The sequence below is a fragment of the Blautia caccae genome (genome assembly GCF_040095955.1).
GTDB lineage: Bacteria > Bacillota > Clostridia > Lachnospirales > Lachnospiraceae > Blautia > Blautia celeris.
In genome coordinates this window covers 163,735-185,212 of record NZ_JBBMFP010000010.1, presented here as the reverse complement: position 1 = coordinate 185,212, position 21,478 = coordinate 163,735, and the positions used below count along the sequence as shown (strand labels likewise).

The following is a 21,478-nucleotide window of genomic DNA, read 5'->3' as shown; positions in this document are numbered from 1 at the left end:
GGGAAACCGCAGAGCGTTCAGCGGGTTTCCGTGATTTTTTTATACATAGAAGAAAAACAGCGATCCTGCAGATCTTTTATCTGCTGCCTCTTAGGCAGAGTGCTGTCCGGCCAGAGGGGCGGCAGGATGTGAAGACGCAGGCAGGGCTTTCTTTTGTATATGCGGCGGATGCCTGTGGGGGTATGGAAGGTGATCACCATGGGAAGAACGGGAACCTGGTTCTCTTCCGCCAGATAGAAGGCACCTCTTCTGAAGGGGCGGAGTTCCCGGCAGTAGGGGAGCAGGACTCCCTCGGGGTATATCTGTACACAGGCGCCCTTTTTCAGGGCCTTTCCCATCTCTGAAAAAAGTTCAGCAGTGGTCTGCACATCGGCGGAGAGAGGTACGCCGCCCAGAATACGGATCAGATGCCGGACAAGGGGAATTTTAAAATTGGATGCCAGGGTGATGAAATACGTGCGCTCTTTAAAGAGTGCCTGTTCCACCAGCGTACAGTCCAGCATATGGACATGATTGCAGACGGTGACTGCGCCGGTATTTCTGAGCCTGCGCAGATTTTTCCAGCCGTCAATGCGGGATCCCAGTACAACACGGTCAAATACTGTCAGGACAGGCAATGCCACTGTTTTTAGGAGGGAGGAGGTAAGGCGGGAGAGCGGGTTGGCGCGCCGGTAATCGTATCCCTTTTTTACCTCAAAAGAAAAAGGCTGCCACATGTGGATCACATGTTCATCCTCTTTCAGGAATCCTTTTGACTCTGTTTTCTTCTCCGGCAAATAAAACGCCTCCTTTTTCCTGCATGCTCCTCCAACTCCTGCCGAAACATTTCCTCTGCCTGGCGGACACAGTTTTCAAGAGCATATTTTTTGCCGAGAGCACTGTATTTGTACTCCATGGCCTTTCGTTCCGCCTCATGCTCGATCCAGTAGTCTATCTTTGCAGCCAGGTCATTGCTGTCGCCTGCCTGAAAGAGGCTTCGTTGATCCAGGGCGAACTGTGGCGTGGCGGATTTGCGGCTGTCGGCAATGACAGGCACCAGGCCGCCGGCAAATGCTTCCATGCAGGACATGGCTTCTATCTCCACATCCGCTGCGTGCACGTACAGATCACTCATGGAGATCAATTCCAGCAGATGTTTTTTCGGAAAGAAGTGAATCTGTAAGGGATTGGCAAGATGTTCTTTTTCTGCAAGCCGGAGCAGCGCTTCTTTCCGCGGCCCTTTTCCTGCCAGGACCAGTTGAATCCGGTCGGCGTATCTGGAGCGGGCCACAGCCCTGATCAGCACATCCTGTCTTTTTTCAATGGAAAGCCGTCCCACCATCAGCACTACAAATTTTCCTTCCAGAGCTTTGACCTTTGGGGATTTTCGGTATACAAAATCAGGATCAATACCATTGGAAATTACATGGAGCTGTGAATGGTAGCCCCGCAGGCGGAGTTCTCCGGCGATAAAATTGCTGGGACAGTGAATATGACGGCAGTAACGATAAATATAAAAATGAAACCAGTGATATATGGCATCATTGACTAAATCTGCTCTGCTCAAATGGATGGAGGATGTTATATTCTCAGGCTGTACATGGAAGGCACCTGTAAAGGGCACACCGTAAAGCCGGGCCATTTTAATGGTTACGTGGGAAAGGGCAAAAGGAGAAAGGATGTGCACCAGGTCAGCCCATACAAGGGCATCCCGGATGATTTTTCTGTTCACTTTTGCAAATATCATTCCCTGGGATGTGATCAGATTGTCAAAAACAGGGATGGTAAGCTTTTTCATGGCATAGGCGTATTCTCCATCTGCATCCACGGGTTCTCTGCTGTATCCCATCATACGGACCTCATGCCCGTGTTCCCGCAGGATTCGGGCAAAACGCTGGCTGGAAATCGTCATGCCGTTGTTTGCCAGACAGAACTGTTCCGTTACTAATAATATTTTCATGATAAATAAAACGCTTTCTATTCTGTAATAGTACGGTGTGTATGCTTTTTGATGGCTTCAAAGCTCTCCGCGCTTATGACATGTTCCATGCGGCAGGCATCCTCCGCGGCTGTTTTGGGGTCAACGCCCAGGCGGATCAGCCATCCGGAGAGGAGCTGGTGACGCTCATATATTTTTTCTGCTATTTTCCGGCCTTCCGGTGTGAGCGTGATAAAACCCTCGGCATCAACTTCAATGTAGCCGTTGATTCTGAGATTTTTCATTGCAACACTGACACTGGGTTTGGAGAATTCCAGTTCATTGGCAATATCAATGGAACGCACATGGGACTTTCTTTTTCCGATCATGAGAATGGTTTCCAAATAGTTTTCTGCGGATTCTTGTATTTTCAAAATCAACATCCTTCCTTTTCGTTAATAGAGGTCAGTAAATCCTCCGTTTTTGTATGCCCAAGGTATAAAAAACTCCTCTGCACACATAGATATTAACAGCATAACATAGATTGAAAAGAAGTTCAAATATTACCGTTCACCCCGTGCCGGGCAGCGCGTTTGGCGGTACACAGAAAACCGTTCAAAATTCCCTGAAAAAAATTGTAAAAAATGTCTTGACAATTGGAACAATTTATTATATTATAAATAACGTCCTAAGGACAGACACACAACACAACAGAATAACCTGCGGGTGTAGTTCAGTGGTAGAACACCAGCCTTCCAAGCTGGATATGTGGGTTCGATTCCCATCACCCGCTCTTATGCGCGAGTGGCTCAGTTGGTGGAGCGCGACCTTGCCAAGGTCGAGGCCGCGGGTTCGAGTCCCGTCTCGCGCTCTTTTTTATAGTCCCTGTATCTGCAGGGGCTTTTTTACATGGGAAAGCGGATGGCTATGATGACCGCAGCAAAGAGAAGGAGCATAGCATATGGATACAACGTTGATGAACCGGATTATGGAATATTCTTTGACAAAGGGGCAGGGAAAGATTGCAGATTATATATTGAAAAATCAAAAGAGGGTTCTTGGCATGACGGCAAAAGAGATCGGTAAGGAGATTGGCGTCAGTGATGCTTCTGTCATTCGGTTTGCAAGAACGATAGGGTTTGATGGTTTTTCTGACATGAAAGAGTATATCCAGCATGAGCTTGCAAAGGACAGAGAGAAAATAGGGAAACATTCCTTATATGACCGTTTTACCATGCAGACCCATAAATATATAAAAAGCAAGGATTCCATAAACGAAGTGATTCAGTTGATGGGGATCAATCTGGATACCTCTTTGCGGCAGAACAGCGAAGAACGGTATGAAGATGCGGCAGACAGACTTTTGAAGGCAGACAAGAAGGTGATCATTGGTTTACGCGGCGGTAAAGGGTGCGCGGTCCAGTTTTCAAGATTGTTGGGACATCTTACCGATAAAGTGAGCGCGGTAACAGAGGAGAGCCATGACCAGCTTGCGAAACTCACGGAATTAGATGAGTCAGATGCTGCCATTTTCCTCAATTTTCCCCGTTATTACAAGATAGACGAAAAGATTGGTGAAATTTTGTCTGAGAGAAACGTGTACTGCTGTCTGATCACAGACAGCATGGAGTCTCCGGTTGTGAAATACGCAGACGAGGTGCTGCTGGTGGAAACAGAACACTGCGGTTTTTTTCATTCCATGATAGGAGTGGAAGGTGTTTTGGAATATCTGCTGATTCTCATGTGCTGGAAGGAGCCGCAGACATTCCGCCAGAAACTGATAGAAAGGGATAAAGTCTTAGATGAGTATAGACTGACCCAATAATTATACGGACAGGATAAGGCGCAGAAACCGTGCGCCTTATTTTTATGCAGAGATATAAGGATAGAGATGCCCTGTTACAAAAATGTAGTGAAAATTTTTGAATCATAAGAAAATATAACAAAATAACAAAATTCGTAGTGTAAAGTATATAAAATATCAGGAAAACTCTTGTGTGAAGCATCAATGGAATGTAGTGAATGTTGTAAATATAATAGAAGCATAAGCAGGTAACGGCCGTTACGATAACATGATCTCAAGGAATAGAACAGGGAGAAAAAATATGGTTGTATACTTAAGTGAATACATTCATCCGGATGCAGAGGCTTTACTCAGGAAAAGAGCAGAGGTAGTGGACTCTTTTGAGCATGCGGAGGATATTGATGCGGTTATCCTGCGGACTGCAGAGGTAAGCAGGGAAATTATGGCGAGAGCAAAGCACTTGAAGGTAATAGGAAAACATGGCGTTGGCTGTAATACGATAGACCTTGAAGCTGCCGGGGAATACGGAATTACCGTGCTCAACACCCCGTCAGCCAACACAAATTCTGTGGCAGAACTGATTGTGGGCTTAATGCTGACGGTCAGCAGAAAAATATCCGTATGTGATGCAAAATGCAGAGAAGAAGGATTTGAAAGGATCGCCCCTCCGGAGATGACAGGTATTGAGCTGACAAATAAGACGGTAGGGTTAGTCGGCATGGGAAATATTGCACGGCGTGTAGGAGAGATACTGAAAAATGGCTTTTCGGCAGTGCTCGCGGGATATGATCCCTATTGTACGGAGGAGCAGGCGAAAGCCTGGGGGATAAAAAAGTACACGGAGCTGAAGGATCTGCTTATGGTTTCGGATATTGTGAATATCAGTGTGCCGCTTACGAAATCAACTGAAAATATGATCGCAGAGCCGGAATTTCAGTATTTTAAAAAGAATGCCATTTTAATAAATGCAGCAAGGGGCGGGATCGTCAATGAAGAGGACTTATATAAGGCTCTGAAAGAGAAAAGAATAAAAGCGGCTGCCTGTGACGCGTTTGTCAGTGAGCCGCCTGATGGAAGCAATAAGCTGATGACACTGGAGAATTTCTGCGCAACACCCCACATAGGGGCGAATACAGAGGAGGCCCTCTACCGCATGGGAATGGAGGTCGTGGAGGAGGTCCTCAGCGTTCTGGAAGGGAAGGAACCGAAGCATAGAGTAATATAGCAGGCATGGAAAAAAACCATAAAAGAAAGCGGAAAGGGATTGGAAAATATGAAAACAGGATGCAGGATCGTAAAGGATATAAAGAGACCGGAAAAAACACTGGTAGACCAGTTTGCAGGAGTTGCCGTAGCAAACCTGGATGACTGTATGGGGCGGATGTCTGCAGTGCATGAGGATATTGTCCCTGTAAATAAAACAAGACTGCTGGGCACGGCTTTTACCGTAAAGGTTCCGGAAGGGGATAATCTGATGTTTCATGCAGCGATGGATCTGGCAAAGCCGGGGGATGTCATTGTCATTGATGCCGGAGGGGACACAAGAAGGTCTGTCTTTGGAGAGTTGATGGTAACTTACTGCAGGATGAAAGGAATCAGAGGGATTGTTGTGGACGGAGCAGTCAGGGATGTGGATGCAATGTCTAAAATGGAGGATTTTGCTGTCTATGCCAGAGGCGTGACACCGGATGGGCCTTATAAAAACGGGCCGGGGGAGATCAATACCACTGTAGTGTGTGGAGGAAGAGTGGTCAATCCCGGAGATATCGTTCTGGGAGATGAGGATGGCGTGATTTTTATCAGGCCTGAGGAAGCCCCGGAATTGTTGGACAAGGTACGAAAAATACAGGAAAATGAGAGAAAAATATTGGATACCATGAAAAAGGAAGGAACTTACATACGTCCCTGGGTCGAGGAAAAATTGCGGGCGCTGGGAGTGGAATACACGGACTATATGGATTACACGAAGTGTTAGGAGGAAAATTATGTATACAACAGCAGTCAATGATTTGATGTTACTATTTTTGTTTTTAATGATAGGAGTGGTGCTTCGGCAGATTATAAAGCCTCTGCGCAAGCTGTATCTTCCTTCGGGACTGATCGGGGGTGCCGCTGCACTGATCATGGGGCCGCAGGTCTTGAACCTGTTTGCAATGCCCGATACCTGGTCAAGCATGGCGTCACCAATGATCAATATTGTACTGACTACTACATTATTCGGTATCGCGATCAATAAATCAAAAATGAAATCCTATGCAGGTGCGATCAGCAGTAATATGCTGTCGTATTTTTCACAGATGCTGGTTGGTATTCTTGCAGGCGTAGGACTGCAAAAGATTTGGAAAGGGCTGCCTGAAAGCTGGGGCGTTATGACCGTATTTACCTATTGGGGCGGTCATGGTGCTGCTACATCATCCGGCACGCTGTTCGAGGAATTAGGTGTAGAGGGGATGCTGAGTATTGGCCTCATCCTGGCAACCTTAGGTCTGATCGTTGCCATGGTAGCGGGAATGTTCTGGGTTAATGTGGGGGTCCGTAGGGGTTGGGCAAGAGCACTGGATAAAGGGGGAAACAGCAGGGAAAGAAAAAATGATTATGTTTTGCCGGAAGAACAGAAATCCCTGGGAAGAGCCACCATTGCGTCTGATTCCATTAACGGCCTGGCACTTCAGATGTGTTTTGTATTTCTGAGTATGTGGCTTGGAAGCGTTATATTCGGAGGAATTGCAAAAGTGATCCCGGCAGCGCAGAATATTCCCTCTCTGCTGTACGGCATAGTTGGTGCGATCATCGTATGGTTTTTCCTGACAAGAACACATCTGGATAAATACGCGGATAAGGCGGCCGTGGATAATATCGGCGGTGTGGCGCTGGAAATTTGTATCTGCTCTGCAACAGCAACATTAAATTTATCATTTTTTGCAACATATCTTGCGCCGATTCTGATACATATGGTTATCATAATCCTTTTAATGTCACTGTTGTGTATGGTATTTATGCGCCGTTGGTTTGGAAAGGACTGGTTTCCTCTGGCACTGATGTTTTTCGGGGCAGGCTGTGGTTCTACACCCAGCGGCCTGGCGCTGGCCCGCTGTGTTGACCCGGATGTAAAGACGGAAAGCTGGGAGGCATTTGGTGTGGCGCAGGGCTGTTTTGTACCTTGTACTTCTGTGTTCGTAGCAATTTGGCCTGTTATCGCCGTAAATAATCTATGGATTCTGGTAGGGATAGGGGCGGCTGTCACAATCGTTACGATTTTGTTTAATGAGTTATTTGTAAGAAAACAAAGATAAGAGTAACAGGGGAATCTGACGAATGCCGTACAGATGAGAACAGGTCCTGAGGGCGAAGTGCTGAAATTAAAAAAAGTGCTTACACAGGGAAAAAAATTCTGTTACCATAGGATACCAGAAAAAAATAAATAATGGTATCAGATGAAAATGGTAGTGAGATTATATGACATGATCGCAGCGAAAGTTACGAGTCATATATCTTGCTGCCTTTTTTGATGCCGGAAGAAGGAGGAATTTATTATGCCGAAAACAAAATTTCAGGATGTTATCTTTACACTTCTCATGGTGGTGGTGATGGTCTATGCACTGGTGGTGTACAACATTTCATTGGACAGAGGAGGACTTACCAATGAGGTGTTCGTAATGGCCTTTGGGGAACTGGTGATCATGGGAATCGCGGCGTTTTTGCTGGAAATGTTCCTTGCGGGGCCGCTGGCAAAGAAGCTGGCGTTTTCCATAGCAGATCAGGGGAAAGACAGGCAGATTGTTGTGATCCTTGTGGTGTCAGCCATGACGGTGTGTATCATGTGTCCCCTGATGAGTCTTATCGCTACGCTTCTCTTTAAAGGGGTGGATTCCCAGGTTGTCGCAAAATGGCTTCAGACAACGGTTTTGAACTTTCCCATGGCGTTCTGCTGGCAGATATTTTTTGCGGGGCCGTTTGTGAGATGGATTTTCAGACATTTGTTTAAGGATAAGGAGGCGTGTGCCGGGGAAGCGGCAGCGGGAGCCCGGTAAACCGGACTCCCGCTTTGGCATTATATGAACGGACTTGTCTGTGGTATATGCGGAGTCAGATTCAGCAGCAGTTTCACAAATCCCCAGAGGGTGTTGAAAATATGAGCATTTGCTGTTCCCAGAGGCCGGCTCAGAGCACCGCTTGCCAGCAGAATGACCAGGATCCATGTGCGGTAAGGGCGTATGCGCTGGTAAAAGACAGATACACCGGGCCATAATTCAGCCAGCACATTGGAACCGTCCAGCGGCGGAATCGGAATCAGGTTAAATACCCCCAGGCCGATGTTCATAACTGCCGAATAATACAGCAGCCGGATAAATACGGTGACGGACACGGAGTCAGCGCTTCCGTATTTTCCAAGAAGGCCATAGAGAAGCAGGGACAGAAAGGCAAGGATAAAATTCATGAAAGGACCGGCCAGGGAAACCATGATGATGCCTGATTTTCGGTTCTTATAATACCGGGTGTTGATCCTCACGGGTTTTGCCCATCCCATTCTGAAAAAAATCAGACACAAAGTGCCGAAAGGATCCAGATGTTTCAGCGGATTCAGCGTCAGCCTGCCGTCCATTCTGGGAGTCGGATCACCCAGCCGGTCAGAGACCCAGCCGTGGGCAAATTCGTGGCCCATGATCGCTATGAGCACCACAGGGGCAATATACAGAATATCACGGAGCTGTTGAAGATAATAACTGGAACGAAGCATAAGCATTTCCTCCAATCTTATATATAATGTGTTCGTTTTGAACCATTATAATCAATGAAGGAGAATTACGCCAGTGTTTTTTTCGTCATCTGTCCCATGATATGCAGCATGGTCAGTGCGGTCAGACGGCAACAGTAATATATGGTGTAATGGATCAATTAAGAGGTGCCGTTTGCATTGTTACTATAGATAGATTATGTTATAATATCACGTATATCCATATATGATGATGTGAGGTGAGGGCTATGGGAAAGGAGAAAACTAAAATTGTATTGGCAGCTATAACTGCTATCGTATCAATTTTTGGTGCTGTTTATGGTGGGAGCAAGGTTATTAAAAATAATAATGGCAATGTAGGAAATTTTACTACTAGTGGAGATCGAGGAAGTGTTGTCGTTAATGGAGAGAGTGGTGATATAAATGTTAACTACAATAATGCAGAGGACGATAATGAAAATAAAAAAGGGGTAAGTTTGACGGCGCCATCCGGTATATATCCTGATTATTATTATTGTCTTGTCAATGATAAATTTTATAGAACGGATTCTTTTATACGTCCTGCTTTCGACATTACGAATAATAATACAGATTATGATATAAAGATAGATACTATTGATATTAATATATTAGACTATACAACGTGTGATACTATAATACATTTTGGCAGTCAAGGAGCTGGGCCTGCTGAAATCCAGTTATTTGAGAGTGACAGCAACATAGGCAGTAAAGTAAATACTAAATATACAGCAATGTATAGTGGTAGTTTGGAGGGAACTGAAATCCATAGTTATGGAAAATATCTAAAAATTAGCCCTGGAGGAATTGAAGCCGTAGCAGTTGATGTTTCCCCTGAGGAACCAGGGTTATATACCATTAATATGACAATAAATTATACATTAAAGGACGAAACATTTTCTCAAGATACGGAAGAGTATAAAATGATCGTTTTGGACGAGGATAAGAACATTGCACAAAATTATCAGCTTCCAGGTGCGGAAGGTGGATTTTTTAAAGATGAGGAACACATAGATGAGATAAAAGAGTATTTAAATACGGTAAAGCCTGATAGCTGCGGTGATTGGACCTTTAAATAGATACTTTATATTTAGGACTCGGATAATCATAATATCTGGAATCGAGAAGTCCTATACATACTACATGTTGCCGCATATCCTCACCGGACAGCATGATCTGTATTTGAGAAAAGTTATGGCTGATAGTGAGGAAATTAGGAAGTGTATTAAAAAACACATCGAAAAGCGTATCGATGTGTTTTTTGTCTCTCTATGTGGGTATGTTTGCGGTGTATAATTGTTAAGATTTGTTTCATTCTTACTGGCTCAGGAGGCTGCTTACTTGGAGAAACTGTAAAATTTTCTGTTTCTGTAATGAAAGAGAATTATGCCAGTGTTTTTTTCGTCATCTGCCCCATGATATGCAGCATGGTCAGTGCAGCCAGACGGCAGCCGGTAGTGGCGGGAGTGTCGTAGGACGGCGCGGTTTCCACCAGATCGAAGCCTATGATGTCCGCTTTTGCGCAGATGCCGCTGAGCAGTTCGCAGGTCTCATCATAGAGCAGTCCCCCGGGAGAAGGCGCGGCTGTGGCGGGCATGAGGGAAATGTCGTAGGCGTCAATATCGAAGGTGATGAAGGTCTTGCCCGCCGGTATCTGAGCCAGCACTTTTTCCACACCAAGACGGTGAAAATCTTTGGCAGTTATGACGGTGTTGGCTGCCCTGGCTTCCTCCCAGTCCTGACGGGAACTGCTGCCCAGACCCCGCATGCCGATCTGGACAATACTGCCGATGTGGGGCATTTCACGCATTCTGCGGATGGGGCTGCCGTTTCCGTATTTCTGGGGGCCACGGGACATGGCAAAATCCAAATGAGCATCAAACTGTACGATGTTGATGGTTTCCCCGATCTCATCAAGTGCTTTTGCCACGGGGATGGAGATGGAGTGGTCACCGCCCATAACGGCCGGGGCGGCACACCGCTTTATGATCCTGCGCACACTTTCTTCTATAGAAGAGAAACAGTATTCGCGGTCACCGTGGAGCATATCCGCATCCCCGCAGTCCACAACTTTGATGGGGGAGGCCAAAAGACAGGCATCCTCCTCAGGGTCGTAGAAGCCGGTCTCACCTCTGGCATAGGCAGTGGATATGTTTCGGATGGCCCGGGGTGCCAGTCTCTGGCCTCCGTACCAGGCTGCGCCCTGGTCATATGGCACGCCCAGGACCGCTATATCGGCGTCCAGGGTGTCCATGTCGGTACAGATAGGATATTTGGCAAAGGAACAGATTCCTGTAATGGGTAAGTTGATATTTTCCATGATGGATACCTCCTGAAAAACTATTTTTGTAACTGTCTATATTGTAGCAGGCACTGGTCATTAAGAACATGGAGGGAAAAAGGTATATGGGGCATCTGACTTATACATTTAAAGTATTTTCATGGATTTTCTTAAAAATGAAAAGTAGTATACAGACGGGAAAATAGATGGACAAGGTGTGGGGAAAGACTTATAATGGACAAAGTGAATGGACAGGAGGCGGCAGAGGCGTATGGACAGTACGGATAAAAAGATCCTGAATATCCTTCAGGGAAATGCCAGAATCTCCATGAAGGAGCTGGGTACCCTGGTGGGTCTCACCTCCCCGGCGGTCACTGAACGGGTGCGGCGCCTGGAGGAAGAGGGGATCATTGAAGGATACAGGACCATTATAAAAAGAGGAAGGATCCAGAAAGGAATGGCAGCGTTCATCAACATGGAGATACCGAGCAGCAGCTGGCAGAAACTGGCCAGATATTGTGAAGATTCCCCTTATGTGCTTGAGCTGTACCACACCATCGGCGTTTACGGAGCCACCATGAAGGTCTTTGTCCCGGATACCGGGCAGTTCGAGGGACTCCTGGGAGAATTGGGAAAGTTCGGTAATACCGTGTCATCGGTGATCCTCTCGTCAAAATTCTCTAAGAAGGAATTGCCGGAATAAGGAATAATATTTATGCAAATAACATAAAATTTTATGAGATTTTAGTGGAAAACACCGGAAAACTGTGATACTATTATGTATAACGAAATTTTATGTTGTAACGTGCTGAAATCTTTGACGGGTGTTTTGCATGAGGAGGAAAAAACATGAAATTACTTACATATAAACTGCAGGGTGATGATAAGGAACGGCTGGGATTGATGTGCTCCTTTGCATTCCATCGTTTTATCCCTATTGAAGATCTGGGGATTCATTTCAGGGATATGAATGATCTGATCGAGAATATAACCCCGGAACAGAGGAAGATTATGGAACAGGCCTGTGACCAGCCGGACAGAAGGCTTCTGCGTTATGAAGATGTTGTCCAGTGTGCCCCGATTCCCCATCCGAGACAGGATATGATCTGTCTGGGCATGAACTTCAGGGAGCATGCAGTGGAGTCCAGCCGTTTTAAAAAAGAGCAATTCGATCAGGAACGTCCTTACGCAGTGTATTTTTCCAAACGCGTGAATGAGGCAACACCTGACGGAGGTACCATTCCCTCCTATCCCGGGCTGGTGGACAGCCTGGACTACGAAGCGGAGCTGGCAGTTATCATAGGGAAAGAAGCGAAGAATGTAAAGAAGGAAGACGCGTTTGACTATGTATTCGGCTATACGGTGATCAATGATGTGAGTGCCAGAAATGTGCAGACACGCCATAAGCAGTGGTATTTTGGAAAGAGCCTGGATGGATTCACCCCCATGGGACCATTTATCGTCACAGAGGACGATGTTCCGAGACCGCCGAAGCTGGCCATCAAGAGCAGGGTCAATGAGGTACTGCGGCAGAACAGCAGTACGGATATGTTCATTTTTGATATTCCCCATGTGATCGCGGAATTATCTGCGGGCATGACATTAAAGCCCGGCACCATCATTGCCATGGGAACACCGGCAGGGGTGGGAATGGGGATGATTCCCCCAAGATTCCTGAATCCCGGGGATGTTGTGGAGTGCGGAATTGAAGGTATTGGATGTATCAGGAACACAATTGTGTAATTGTGTACAGGGCAGAGCCCGCTGAAGTTCATAGATTTGTGAATAGTAACAATTTACCAGATTAATGTAAAAAAATGAAAAAAACTATTGAAATATGAAAGGGAATATGATAATATTGCAGTGTTGTTTGAGAAAACGGTGTATTGTTATCGTATTCCCATACATGCCCAGATAGCTCAGTTGGTAGAGCAGAGGACTGAAAATCCTCGTGTCGCTGGTTCGATTCCGGCTCTGGGCATTTTTTTACACGGCAAATGTCTTTCGGTGGAAAACAAATATCTTTATAAGAAAGATATTGTCGGTAAAGTATCCGCACAGCGGATTCTAAGGTTAATTATAAGAAAGGTGAGGATTGGAAAACATGTATTCATTGGAAGAAATTCAGGCAACAGATCCGGAAATAGCGAAGTGTATTAATGATGAGGTTGAGCGTCAGAACTCCCACATCGAGCTGATCGCATCAGAAAACTGGGTAAGCAAGGCAGTCATGGCTGCTATGGGAAGCCCGCTGACAAACAAATATGCGGAGGGATATCCGGGAAAACGCTACTACGGCGGCTGCGAATGTGTGGATGAAGTGGAACGTCTCGCTGTAGAACGCGCAAAAGAACTGTTTGATTGTGAATATGTGAATGTACAGCCCCATTCCGGTGCGCAGGCAAATATGGCTGTGTTCTTTGCCATGTTGAAGCCAGGTGATACGGTTATGGGCATGAATCTGGCCCACGGCGGACACCTTTCACACGGAAGCCCGGCTAACTTCTCCGGCGCATACTTTAACATTGTGCCTTACGGAGTAAATGATGAGGGTGTGATCGATTACGAGGAAGTCCGCAAAATTGCGCTGGAGTCAAAACCAAAGCTGATCGTGGCCGGCGCCAGTGCCTACTGCAGAATCATTGATTTCAAGAAATTCAGGGAGATTGCCGACGAGGCAGGTGCTTACCTGATGGTAGATATTGCCCATATCGCAGGTCTGGTGGCAGCAGGCGTACACCCAAGCCCCATCCCGTATGCGCATGTGACCACCACCACAACCCACAAGACACTGAGAGGCCCAAGGGGCGGTATGATTATGTGCAGCGCTGAGATTGCGAAAAAATTCAATTTCAACAAAGCCGTATTCCCGGGAATCCAGGGCGGCCCGCTGATGCACGTGGTAGCTGCCAAGGCAGTCTGCTTAAAAGAGGCGCTGCAGCCTGAATATAAAGAGTACCAGAAAAACATTGTGAAGAATGCCAAAGCGCTTTGCGACGGCCTTCTGAAACGCGGTATCAACATTGTGTCAGGAACCACAGAGAACCATCTGATGCTGGTGGATCTAAGAGGCACAGGGGTGACAGGCAAAGCCATGGAAAACCTGCTGGATGAAGCAAACATCACCTGCAATAAAAATGCCATTCCCAATGACCCGGAATCACCGTTTGTGACAAGCGGTGTACGTCTGGGAACAGCAGCAGTGACATCCAGGGGAATGAATGAGGAAGACATGGATAAGATTGCAGAGGCTATTGCCATTATGGTGAAAGAACCGGAGAAGAAAGAGCAAGCCAAGGCTATTGTGAAGGAACTGACAGATAAATATCCGCTGAATGCATAAGAAATACAGCACTGCCGGACCGGGAAATACCCGTGTCCGGCAGTTTTTTTATCTTTTTTTATCCGAAGACTTCTCTGCTGTACTTGTCAATCTCCTGGGTTATCACATCATATACCCCCTCATAGGTACTTGTGGGGAGGCCGATGGATGCGTTGGGGATGAAATAGTATTTTCCGTTTTCATCGCAGGCTCTTTTGACCTCTCTTGCAATGACATTTCTGGACCAGCCTTCATAATCCACTTTGGCACTGTCAATCCCGCCCATGAAAGAAATTTTGCCGCCGTACTTTTCAATCAGTTCCGGTATCCGGTTGGTGGTCATGACGCCCTGCCAGATGTCCACGCCCATATCGATCATATAGGGCACAAAGGTAGCTGCATAGGAATCCGAGTGGTGTACGATCAGTTCCACACCATGGGATTTATAGTATCCGTAGATCTTTTTATAGCCCGGCAGATAGAACTCCTCAAACATGGCCGGGGACATAAAGGTGGAGGTCTGGCTGCCCCAGTCATCGTGGTGGAACAGGCCGTCCGGTTTCAGGTGTGTGCAGATCTCCTCTGCAAGCTGCAGTTCAAAATCCGTGAGGTAATCGATCAGTTCATGCATGGCTTCCGGTTCCTCGTACAGATTGATGAGGGTGGTCTGGATTTCCCCCAGATGGTGACACTGTTCAAAAAGGCCCGGGGCTACAAAAGGCATAACAAAAGATTCCCTGCGGTCTGTCTCCTCTGCCTGTTTGATAAAAGGCTCCCACTCCGCGTCAGAGAATTTGACACTGGGTGCATGTACATAATCCCTCCAATGCCGGATATCCTTGATCACCACCTTTTCAGGCGTGTGCACAGGGAAAGCGCCCGGTGTGCCCTTGGGCCAGGAACGTGTGATACCCCAGGCATTCTTTACATTCATCTCCCCGTATTTGGGGTTGGGATTGTGTCCGCCAAGAGGATTCTGAATGAGCCGGAAGGCCTCATACTGATTGACAAAGCGGTCAGGACTGCCGCCTCTGATCGTCTCCATAAGGTTTTGACGTTTGGTTAACATAATATTATTCCTCCTTTTCTTATTCACATACTATTTCCGTTTTTCCAGTTCTGCAGAATATTTTTCTATTTTGTCCCTTGTGAGGCGGAAACCGAAAATCATGATGACAGCACCCAGAGCTACGGCAATGGCGGGAATGATCGTAAAGCCCATGCTGATTCCGCGCTCTAACTGCGGGGACGTGATCCCTTTTTCCACAGTTTCCAGATTGAAGCCTGCGATGGCGAGACAGGCGCTGATCAAAATGCCGCGGCTCACCACGCCAATCTTCAGTGGGATGTTGCTGAGTCCCATGATCAGTCCGGTGGCATTTTTTCCGGTTTTGTATTCGCTGTAAATGGCACAGTCCGCATAGAGAGCGGGACCGCACGCGTTTGTCATGGTGCAGAAGAACTGAGCCAGGCTGACCAGGATGATCACTGCCCAGGGCTGCCGATAGAAGAGAAATCCCAGCACAAGCACAACTGCCATGGCAAGATAGGCGTAGATGACAGTGTTTCTGGCAGAGAACTTTTTGGCTGCTGTTTTGGAAAGATAAGAAGCTGCAACTCCCAGTAGGCTGGAGATAAGGATGAATGTAGCAGTCAAGTCCTTGTTGTGCGCAACATAGGTGAAATAATATACGGCAATGCCGCTGGCGACAAAACTGTAGATATATTTTGCCAGGTCGGCTACGGTCAGCCCTAAGAGGTAGGGATTGGTGGTGAGGCACTTCAGAAGGCCGTTTCCCTTATCCTGGCGGCCGCGGGCTTTCTTCTCCGCAAGTTCACGCCGCATCCTCTCAATTTCCTGGGCACCGGTTTCCTCGTAGCCTTCAAACATTTTAAAATGCGCGAAGTAACCGGCTGCCATCAGTGCGGCAAAGGCAAAGGCTGTGGCGCCGTAGGAATTCTTTTCTCCAACAATACCGGCCATGACAGCTACCACTGCCGGGCCTACATAGGAATAAAATACCCTGCCCAGAGACTGCCAGATAGCTCTTGATGAGGACAGAGCCATGCGGTCCTCCGGGGTCTTGGAAGCCATGTTGATCATGGAAATGTTGGCTACGAATGGAATGTTCCATGCAATATGGCTTGTGATCGTGGCTGCGATGATGATCACCACGGCTGCGGTTCCGCTTCCCACGCGTACGAACTGGAATGCGTAAAGAAATGGCACCAGCCATGGGATGACCACCAGCCAGGAGCGGTAGCGCCCCCATTTCATAGGCTTAAATGTGTCCAGAATAACTCCGTATATCCAGGACAGCGCAGCATCCACTACACTGGCTATGGTTGTGATCATGGTAACGATCGGGAGTGAAAATTCTGCAATATTTGTCAGGAAATAAGTAAAATAATACGTTTCAATATTGGTCATAAAGGAAAAGCCAAAGTCCCCCACACCAAAAAATCTTTTCAGGGATCTGCTGATTCCGTTTCGCTTCTTCCCTCCATCTGAATCCCCCATATCTTCTCCTTTCTGCTGCCCGGTCTGATGGGCATCTTAACAGGCGGCCATTCTGTCGCTGCAAAATCTGCGGCTGTGTACAGATGCCGGCGGCTGGCAGTACAGTATGGCTTTGTTGTCGCTGTTTTCCGTCTGTGTTGTCTGCAATGATATTTATGACGTCTTTTTAAAATTCACCTCCTGACCGACTTATGCAAATAAATATATTGCAAATGTTATATGTGGATTATATCATCTGTAAAAAATAACGTCAATATAATTTGTGGTTATTTTGATAATTGGGAATGCAAATAGAAGAGAGGAGATGTTTTTTCAGAATTACAGCGGAATGAGGGGGATGAAAAACACCATTCCGGCAGGCAGGATGAAACTGCGTGACAGAATGGTGTATAAGATTTCTAATATCCGATGATAGTGCCGGCAATAAGAAGGATAATGCAGGCACCCCATGCCAGAAGCATAAAAGGCATGATAAATTTTATCCATTTGTTAAAAGGAACACGTCCATAAGACAGGAATGCTATCAGTGCGCCCATAGTAGGATAACAGAGGTTGCTCAGGCCGTCTCCAAACTGGAAAGCCAGGATGGTAAGCTGTTTGCTGAGTCCGGTTATCTCTGCAACAGGCATAAGTACGGGCATGGTAACCAGTGCCTGGCTGCTTCCTGAAGGGATAAAGAAATTCAGAATGGTCTGTACCACCAGCATTCCGATACTGGTAAGACTTTCAGGCAGTCCCGCCAGCACACCGGACAGACCGTGGATAATGGTATCCAGAATCAGTCCCTGCTGCATGACAACAGAGATGGCCCTTGCCATTCCAATGGCCATCGCCGCGATAAACACGGATTTGGCTCCCTCTAAAAGCTCGTCTGCAATCTTGCCGCTCTTGTAGCCTGCAATGATTCCGCATACGATCCCGCAGATGATATAGACGGCTGACATCTCCGGCATTCCCCATCCCCATTTCAGACAGCCGATAACGATGAGAAGGATAGCAGCCATAAATACCACAACCACCAGTTTTCTGCGTCCGGTAAACGCAGTTTCCTCCTGGTCCCCTGCAAGATCAGAATAGTCCTGTCCGGCCATGAGTCCTTTTGATGGGTCTTTCCGAACCTTTTCAGCATAGCGGATCACGTAGAAGATACTGACCAAACCAAGTACGACCAGAGCCACCATACGGTAGGAAAAACCGGAGAACAGTTTCAGGCCGCCGATGATCTGGGCGTTTCCAACCGTGTAATAGTTTGCCGGGCCGGCGGACCACCCTACGATATCTGCAATGAATACGACGGATATCCCTGTTATGACGTCGTATCCCAGTGCAAGACAGATGGGGATACAGACGGCTGCGAAGGGAATCGTGCCTTCCAGCATTGCGGGAAACCCTCCGATGAAGAGAAAGAAGACCATAATACCGATCAATACCAGTTTACTGTGCTTTTCACCCAGCTTTTTGGATAGTGTCATGACTGCGGCTTTTAAAGCCCCCGTACTGTTTACAAGACCGATTGCGGCGCCGATTGTAAAGATCATGGTGATCAAAGCCGCTCCATCCTGGATTCCCTGGGGAATGGACTGGAATAATCCCATAAAACCTACAGGAGAAGATTCCACATATTGAAAGCTGTCCGCATCCACGACCTGTTTTCCGTCTACCTCCACTCTGTTGTACTGCCCCGCAGGAACCAGCCATGTGCAGATCACCATCAATACCAAAATGGCAAACAGAATGACAAATGCATGCGGAAATTCGTGTTTCTTTTTGTTCATTTGTGTTTCCTCCTTCTTTCTTGATTTGCTTTCGTATGATACAAAAGTATATGAATAACTTGTTGAATTTTTGTTGAAATCAGGAGGGGAATTTTTCACCGCTGAACTCTTTCTTTCCTGTCATACGTTTATTTTATTGTTATCACTGCCCGGACGGTTAAGTCTTCCTCCCTGCGCGTGATTCTCTCAGAGGGCACGGAGAAATTCGGCATTCCGTCCTCATCCCAGAATATTTTGCCCACGGAGGCGTTGCGCCCTGCGTCGTAAAGGGGCTGGTAATCCTCATCAACCAGGTAGCGTTCCTCCTGGCGTCCGTGGTAGATGATCAGGTCTTCCGTATCGTCGTCTGATTTGGTGAAGCTGTTGTGTCCCAGTCCGAACTGGCCGGTGGCCCGACTGCTCTGGAATACGGGGAAGGGAAGTTTTTTCCAGGAGGCAGCATCCAGAAGGTCTGCATTTTCATCTGCATAGAGGAGTCCCACGCAGTACAGGGCGTCTGTGCCGCTGCCGGAGAAGGTCAGGAATATCTTACCTCCGTGTTTGATAATGCCGGGACCTTCATCTACGGGGAACCCGTGCAGCTCCCAGGCGTATTCCGGATGGGACAGGCGGACAGCCGGGGTGCACAGCGTCCAAGGGTTTGAGAGCTGTGCAATGAAAATGTCAGAGATATTGTTTGTTTTCTGCGCCCAAAGAAAATAATGTTTTCCTTTATGTTCAAAATGTGTATGGTCAAGAGAAAAATCCGTGAAAGCAATATCGCCTTTTACCTCAGTGACCACCGGGCCTTTCTGCTCCCAGGTCCCGGTTAGGGGATCGCGGTCTTTACACTCCAGACAGTGGGGGCGGATGCGCCAGGAGGATTCCTCCGATATGGTGGTGGTGTAATAAATATACCATTTTCCGTCAATATAATGGATCTCAGGTGCCCAGATATGAGGGCTTAAGGTGCCTCCGGCTATGGGCCGGCGCTCATAGACCACCTTTTCCTCATAGGCCCCGGAACCGTCTGCCAGCCCGCCCAGGGTGGAAGCCCGGCGCAGGATTATGTAAAGATACTGGTATTTTCCGTCCAGATTGTGCTCCATATCGGTATGGGATGCTGTGAAATAATACATACCGTCCGTGTGCTTGTAAATAAACGGGTCCGCTCTGTGATAAATAAAGGGATTTGGAAAACGTGTCTCCTCCAGGCGGCCGGTCACCTCACAGGTTTGGCAGTCCTTGGTTATCCTATCAGTTTCGGACAGATTCCAGCGGACTTTCCGCTCTTCCTGCATACCGTTTGTATACTCCACAGTGACTCTTTCCGGAAAAGGCGGTTTTTCTCCCGGTTTTGCGGTGATATGGACTTCCTCCACCGCGTGCAGTAGCACCGGCTCAGGTTTTCCGTAATTTTTTTGAAGTTCTGAGAGAATTTCCATCGGAATTTCAACGGCGCCGTTTGGGGCCGGCTTCTGTGTGATCGGGTAGAGCTGTTCAAATTCATAATCCCTGTCTGTGCAGACTGCTCCCGTATAATGGATAAAATCTGTTGTGCATACAAGATGCATGCTGGACTCATATACCGCGTCAGACGCCGCGATCAGATAAGTGCCGTTGATTAATTGGTAAATGGATGGGGAATGCAGCCTTTTGGAACCGAAATCCGGGAACCAGATTCCATTGTTTCCGTTTAACTGATACCAGTCAGACCCGTTGTAGCTGTATTCCAGGTGAAGACTGTCAGATTCCGGATTGTTCCAATCCAGGGTATAAGGACGCAGCCAGGCCGTTTTCTGACCTTTTCTGCAGAGAGAATCATCCCAGGGAAGTATATGCATGTTCTTCATAATAACTCCTTTTGGGCAGATGTTTTAACAAAATAAGAGTATTTTCATCTTAACACAAAAGAAAAGGGTTGACAAGCAGGTAAAAACAAGTATTTAATTAATATATAAAACGTTTAAGTAAAGGATGCGGCGGGCAGTCCGCCGATGCGGTACGGGGGTAATTATGGCTACGATCAAAGAAATTGCAAAGGCATGTCATGTCTCGGTGGCTACGGTGTCGAATATTCTGAACGACAAGCCGGGGGCCAGTGAGAATACAAGGGAAATGGTTCTGAAGGTGGCCAGGGAGATGGACTATATGCCCAACTACATGGCTAAAAACCTGAAGACGAAGAATTCCAGGAGCATAGGGGTTATTGCTGAGGATATGACCATTTTCAGCATTCCGGATATCATAGACGGGATAACAGAATACTGTGAGGAAGTGGACTACCAGATACTGCTGACCAACTTAAGGCTCTATAAGAAATATAATGACACTTACTATGGAAGAACGGATTTTTACGGGATTGTGCAGCAGGAGATCAAAAAACTCATGGCAAAGCAGGTGGAGGGAATCATCTATGTGACAGCCCATGAGCGTGTGATACGGTGTATTCCCGAGGACCTTCCCATACCGGCGGTGATGGCATACGGCTATACAAGAAGCGGTAAGGTGCCTTCCGTTGTGGTGGATGACGAGCACGGAGCGCTGGATATTGTCAATCATCTTATTGAGAACGGACATGAGAAGATTGGGGTGATCACAGGTAAAGCGGACAGCCTTCATATGCAGGCGCGTCTGATCGGATACCAGAAAGCCCTGCTGAACCATAAAATCCTGTATGACCCGGAGCTTGTAAAGACAGGAGACTGGACGCGGCCTGCAGGATACATGTATACAGATGAACTGCTGGAAAAAGGGGTGACAGCCATTTTCTGCATGAATGACCTGATGGCAGGCGGCGTATATGACCGTCTGGATGAGCTGGGACTTAAGATTCCACAGGATATTTCCATAACAGGGTATGACAACAGGGAACTTTCCAGTTATTATAAACCGCCTTTGACCACCATTACCCTGCCTCTGCACGATATCGGATACCGTGCCGGGGAAGTGATGATCGGTCTTCTTGAAAAAGAGATTCCGGAACAGAAAACAGAAGCAGTCTACCAGGTGAAATGCCAGCGTCTGCTGCGTAAATCCGTCAGAAATATCAGTCAGGGACAAAAAAGCAGCAATGGTACAAGTTCCTGAAACGATGGTACAAGTAAGGAAAACAGAAAAATTTTACAGCCTCTCGGGGAAATGTG

At 47.1% G+C, this 21,478-nt stretch carries 19 protein-coding genes and 3 tRNA genes; 13 read left to right on the top strand and 9 right to left on the bottom strand.

The annotated features are described in order from the left end of the window. Nucleotides 1-17: 17 nt before the first annotated feature. The 3 genes from WMO65_RS13115 to WMO65_RS13105 are packed head-to-tail and all read right to left on the bottom strand — an operon-like array spanning nt 18 to nt 2,331. A complete protein-coding gene (locus WMO65_RS13115; protein WP_148392812.1) occupies nt 18-776 on the bottom strand; it encodes a lysophospholipid acyltransferase family protein in 759 nt (252 codons plus the stop codon). Further along, nucleotides 740-1,939 carry a glycosyltransferase gene (locus WMO65_RS13110; RefSeq protein WP_256157806.1) on the bottom strand — a complete coding sequence of 400 codons (1,200 nt, stop codon included), beginning with the start codon at nt 1,937-1,939 and terminating at the stop codon, nt 740-742. Before WMO65_RS13110 ends, WMO65_RS13115 begins: the two co-directional genes overlap by 37 nt. A gap of 17 nt (nt 1,940-1,956) precedes the next feature. After that, a complete protein-coding gene (locus WMO65_RS13105) occupies nt 1,957-2,331 on the bottom strand; it encodes a metal-dependent transcriptional regulator (RefSeq protein WP_033141473.1) in 375 nt (124 codons plus the stop codon). Between the two features lie 288 nt (nt 2,332-2,619). Between WMO65_RS13105 and WMO65_RS13100 the strand changes: the two genes are divergently transcribed. From WMO65_RS13100 to WMO65_RS13070, 7 genes are all read left to right on the top strand, one after another. After that, nucleotides 2,620-2,690: transfer RNA gene (locus WMO65_RS13100), tRNA-Gly, on the top strand. Between the two features lie 5 nt (nt 2,691-2,695). Further along, nucleotides 2,696-2,768: transfer RNA gene (locus WMO65_RS13095), tRNA-Gly, on the top strand. A gap of 90 nt (nt 2,769-2,858) precedes the next feature. Continuing rightward, the gene (locus tag WMO65_RS13090; protein ID WP_033141445.1) at nt 2,859-3,722 is read left to right on the top strand and encodes a MurR/RpiR family transcriptional regulator; all 864 of its coding nucleotides are present in this window, start codon (nt 2,859-2,861) and stop codon (nt 3,720-3,722) included. A gap of 280 nt (nt 3,723-4,002) precedes the next feature. Further along, nucleotides 4,003-4,926 (top strand): hydroxyacid dehydrogenase, encoded by a 924-nt coding sequence (locus tag WMO65_RS13085; protein WP_033141444.1) that lies wholly within the window; start codon nt 4,003-4,005, stop codon nt 4,924-4,926. 48 nt (nt 4,927-4,974) lie between these two features. Further along, the gene (locus WMO65_RS13080) at nt 4,975-5,676 is read left to right on the top strand and encodes an RraA family protein (RefSeq protein ID WP_103732516.1); all 702 of its coding nucleotides are present in this window, start codon (nt 4,975-4,977) and stop codon (nt 5,674-5,676) included. A gap of 10 nt (nt 5,677-5,686) precedes the next feature. Beyond that, nucleotides 5,687-6,994, top strand: coding sequence for a sodium/glutamate symporter (locus WMO65_RS13075; protein ID WP_033141442.1), 1,308 nt, complete (start codon nt 5,687-5,689; stop codon nt 6,992-6,994). Nucleotides 6,995-7,234: 240 nt separating this feature from the next. Continuing rightward, complete coding sequence (locus tag WMO65_RS13070) at nt 7,235-7,732, top strand: DUF2798 domain-containing protein (RefSeq protein WP_148392814.1); 498 nt, start codon at nt 7,235-7,237, stop codon at nt 7,730-7,732. 20 nt (nt 7,733-7,752) lie between these two features. Here the strand turns inward: WMO65_RS13070 and WMO65_RS13065 are convergent, their stop codons facing one another. Then, nucleotides 7,753-8,439: a site-2 protease family protein gene (locus WMO65_RS13065; RefSeq protein ID WP_054351972.1), complete on the bottom strand. Its 687-nt coding sequence runs from the start codon at nt 8,437-8,439 to the stop codon at nt 7,753-7,755. Between the two features lie 245 nt (nt 8,440-8,684). Between WMO65_RS13065 and WMO65_RS13060 the strand changes: the two genes are divergently transcribed. Continuing rightward, complete coding sequence (locus WMO65_RS13060) at nt 8,685-9,533, top strand: hypothetical protein (protein ID WP_148392815.1); 849 nt, start codon at nt 8,685-8,687, stop codon at nt 9,531-9,533. A gap of 305 nt (nt 9,534-9,838) precedes the next feature. On the opposite strand, the gene WMO65_RS13055 is transcribed toward WMO65_RS13060, so the two are convergent. Next, nucleotides 9,839-10,774: an agmatinase gene (locus WMO65_RS13055; RefSeq protein ID WP_148392816.1), complete on the bottom strand. Its 936-nt coding sequence runs from the start codon at nt 10,772-10,774 to the stop codon at nt 9,839-9,841. Nucleotides 10,775-11,006: 232 nt separating this feature from the next. Between WMO65_RS13055 and WMO65_RS13050 the strand changes: the two genes are divergently transcribed. From WMO65_RS13050 to glyA, 4 genes are all read left to right on the top strand, one after another. Beyond that, a complete protein-coding gene (locus WMO65_RS13050; protein WP_052099459.1) occupies nt 11,007-11,438 on the top strand; it encodes an Lrp/AsnC family transcriptional regulator in 432 nt (143 codons plus the stop codon). 146 nt (nt 11,439-11,584) lie between these two features. Beyond that, a complete protein-coding gene (locus tag WMO65_RS13045; RefSeq protein WP_033141437.1) occupies nt 11,585-12,478 on the top strand; it encodes a fumarylacetoacetate hydrolase family protein in 894 nt (297 codons plus the stop codon). Nucleotides 12,479-12,643: 165 nt separating this feature from the next. Further along, nucleotides 12,644-12,716, top strand: a tRNA-Phe gene (locus WMO65_RS13040). 123 nt (nt 12,717-12,839) lie between these two features. After that, nucleotides 12,840-14,078 carry a serine hydroxymethyltransferase gene (glyA, locus tag WMO65_RS13035; protein WP_033141436.1) on the top strand — a complete coding sequence of 413 codons (1,239 nt, stop codon included), beginning with the start codon at nt 12,840-12,842 and terminating at the stop codon, nt 14,076-14,078. A gap of 58 nt (nt 14,079-14,136) precedes the next feature. On the opposite strand, the gene WMO65_RS13030 is transcribed toward glyA, so the two are convergent. From WMO65_RS13030 to WMO65_RS13015, 4 genes are all read right to left on the bottom strand, one after another. Beyond that, nucleotides 14,137-15,126: a uroporphyrinogen decarboxylase family protein gene (locus tag WMO65_RS13030; protein WP_033141435.1), complete on the bottom strand. Its 990-nt coding sequence runs from the start codon at nt 15,124-15,126 to the stop codon at nt 14,137-14,139. Between the two features lie 30 nt (nt 15,127-15,156). After that, the gene (locus tag WMO65_RS13025) at nt 15,157-16,578 is read right to left on the bottom strand and encodes an MFS transporter (protein ID WP_033141434.1); all 1,422 of its coding nucleotides are present in this window, start codon (nt 16,576-16,578) and stop codon (nt 15,157-15,159) included. Between the two features lie 398 nt (nt 16,579-16,976). After that, nucleotides 16,977-18,353, bottom strand: coding sequence for a YfcC family protein (locus WMO65_RS13020; RefSeq protein ID WP_033141433.1), 1,377 nt, complete (start codon nt 18,351-18,353; stop codon nt 16,977-16,979). Nucleotides 18,354-18,481: 128 nt separating this feature from the next. Beyond that, the gene (locus WMO65_RS13015) at nt 18,482-20,185 is read right to left on the bottom strand and encodes a family 43 glycosylhydrolase (protein ID WP_148392817.1); all 1,704 of its coding nucleotides are present in this window, start codon (nt 20,183-20,185) and stop codon (nt 18,482-18,484) included. 163 nt (nt 20,186-20,348) lie between these two features. Between WMO65_RS13015 and WMO65_RS13010 the strand changes: the two genes are divergently transcribed. Further along, nucleotides 20,349-21,422, top strand: a complete 1,074-nt coding sequence (locus WMO65_RS13010) for a LacI family DNA-binding transcriptional regulator (RefSeq protein WP_033141431.1) — start codon at nt 20,349-20,351, stop codon at nt 21,420-21,422. Nucleotides 21,423-21,478: the final 56 nt, after the last annotated feature.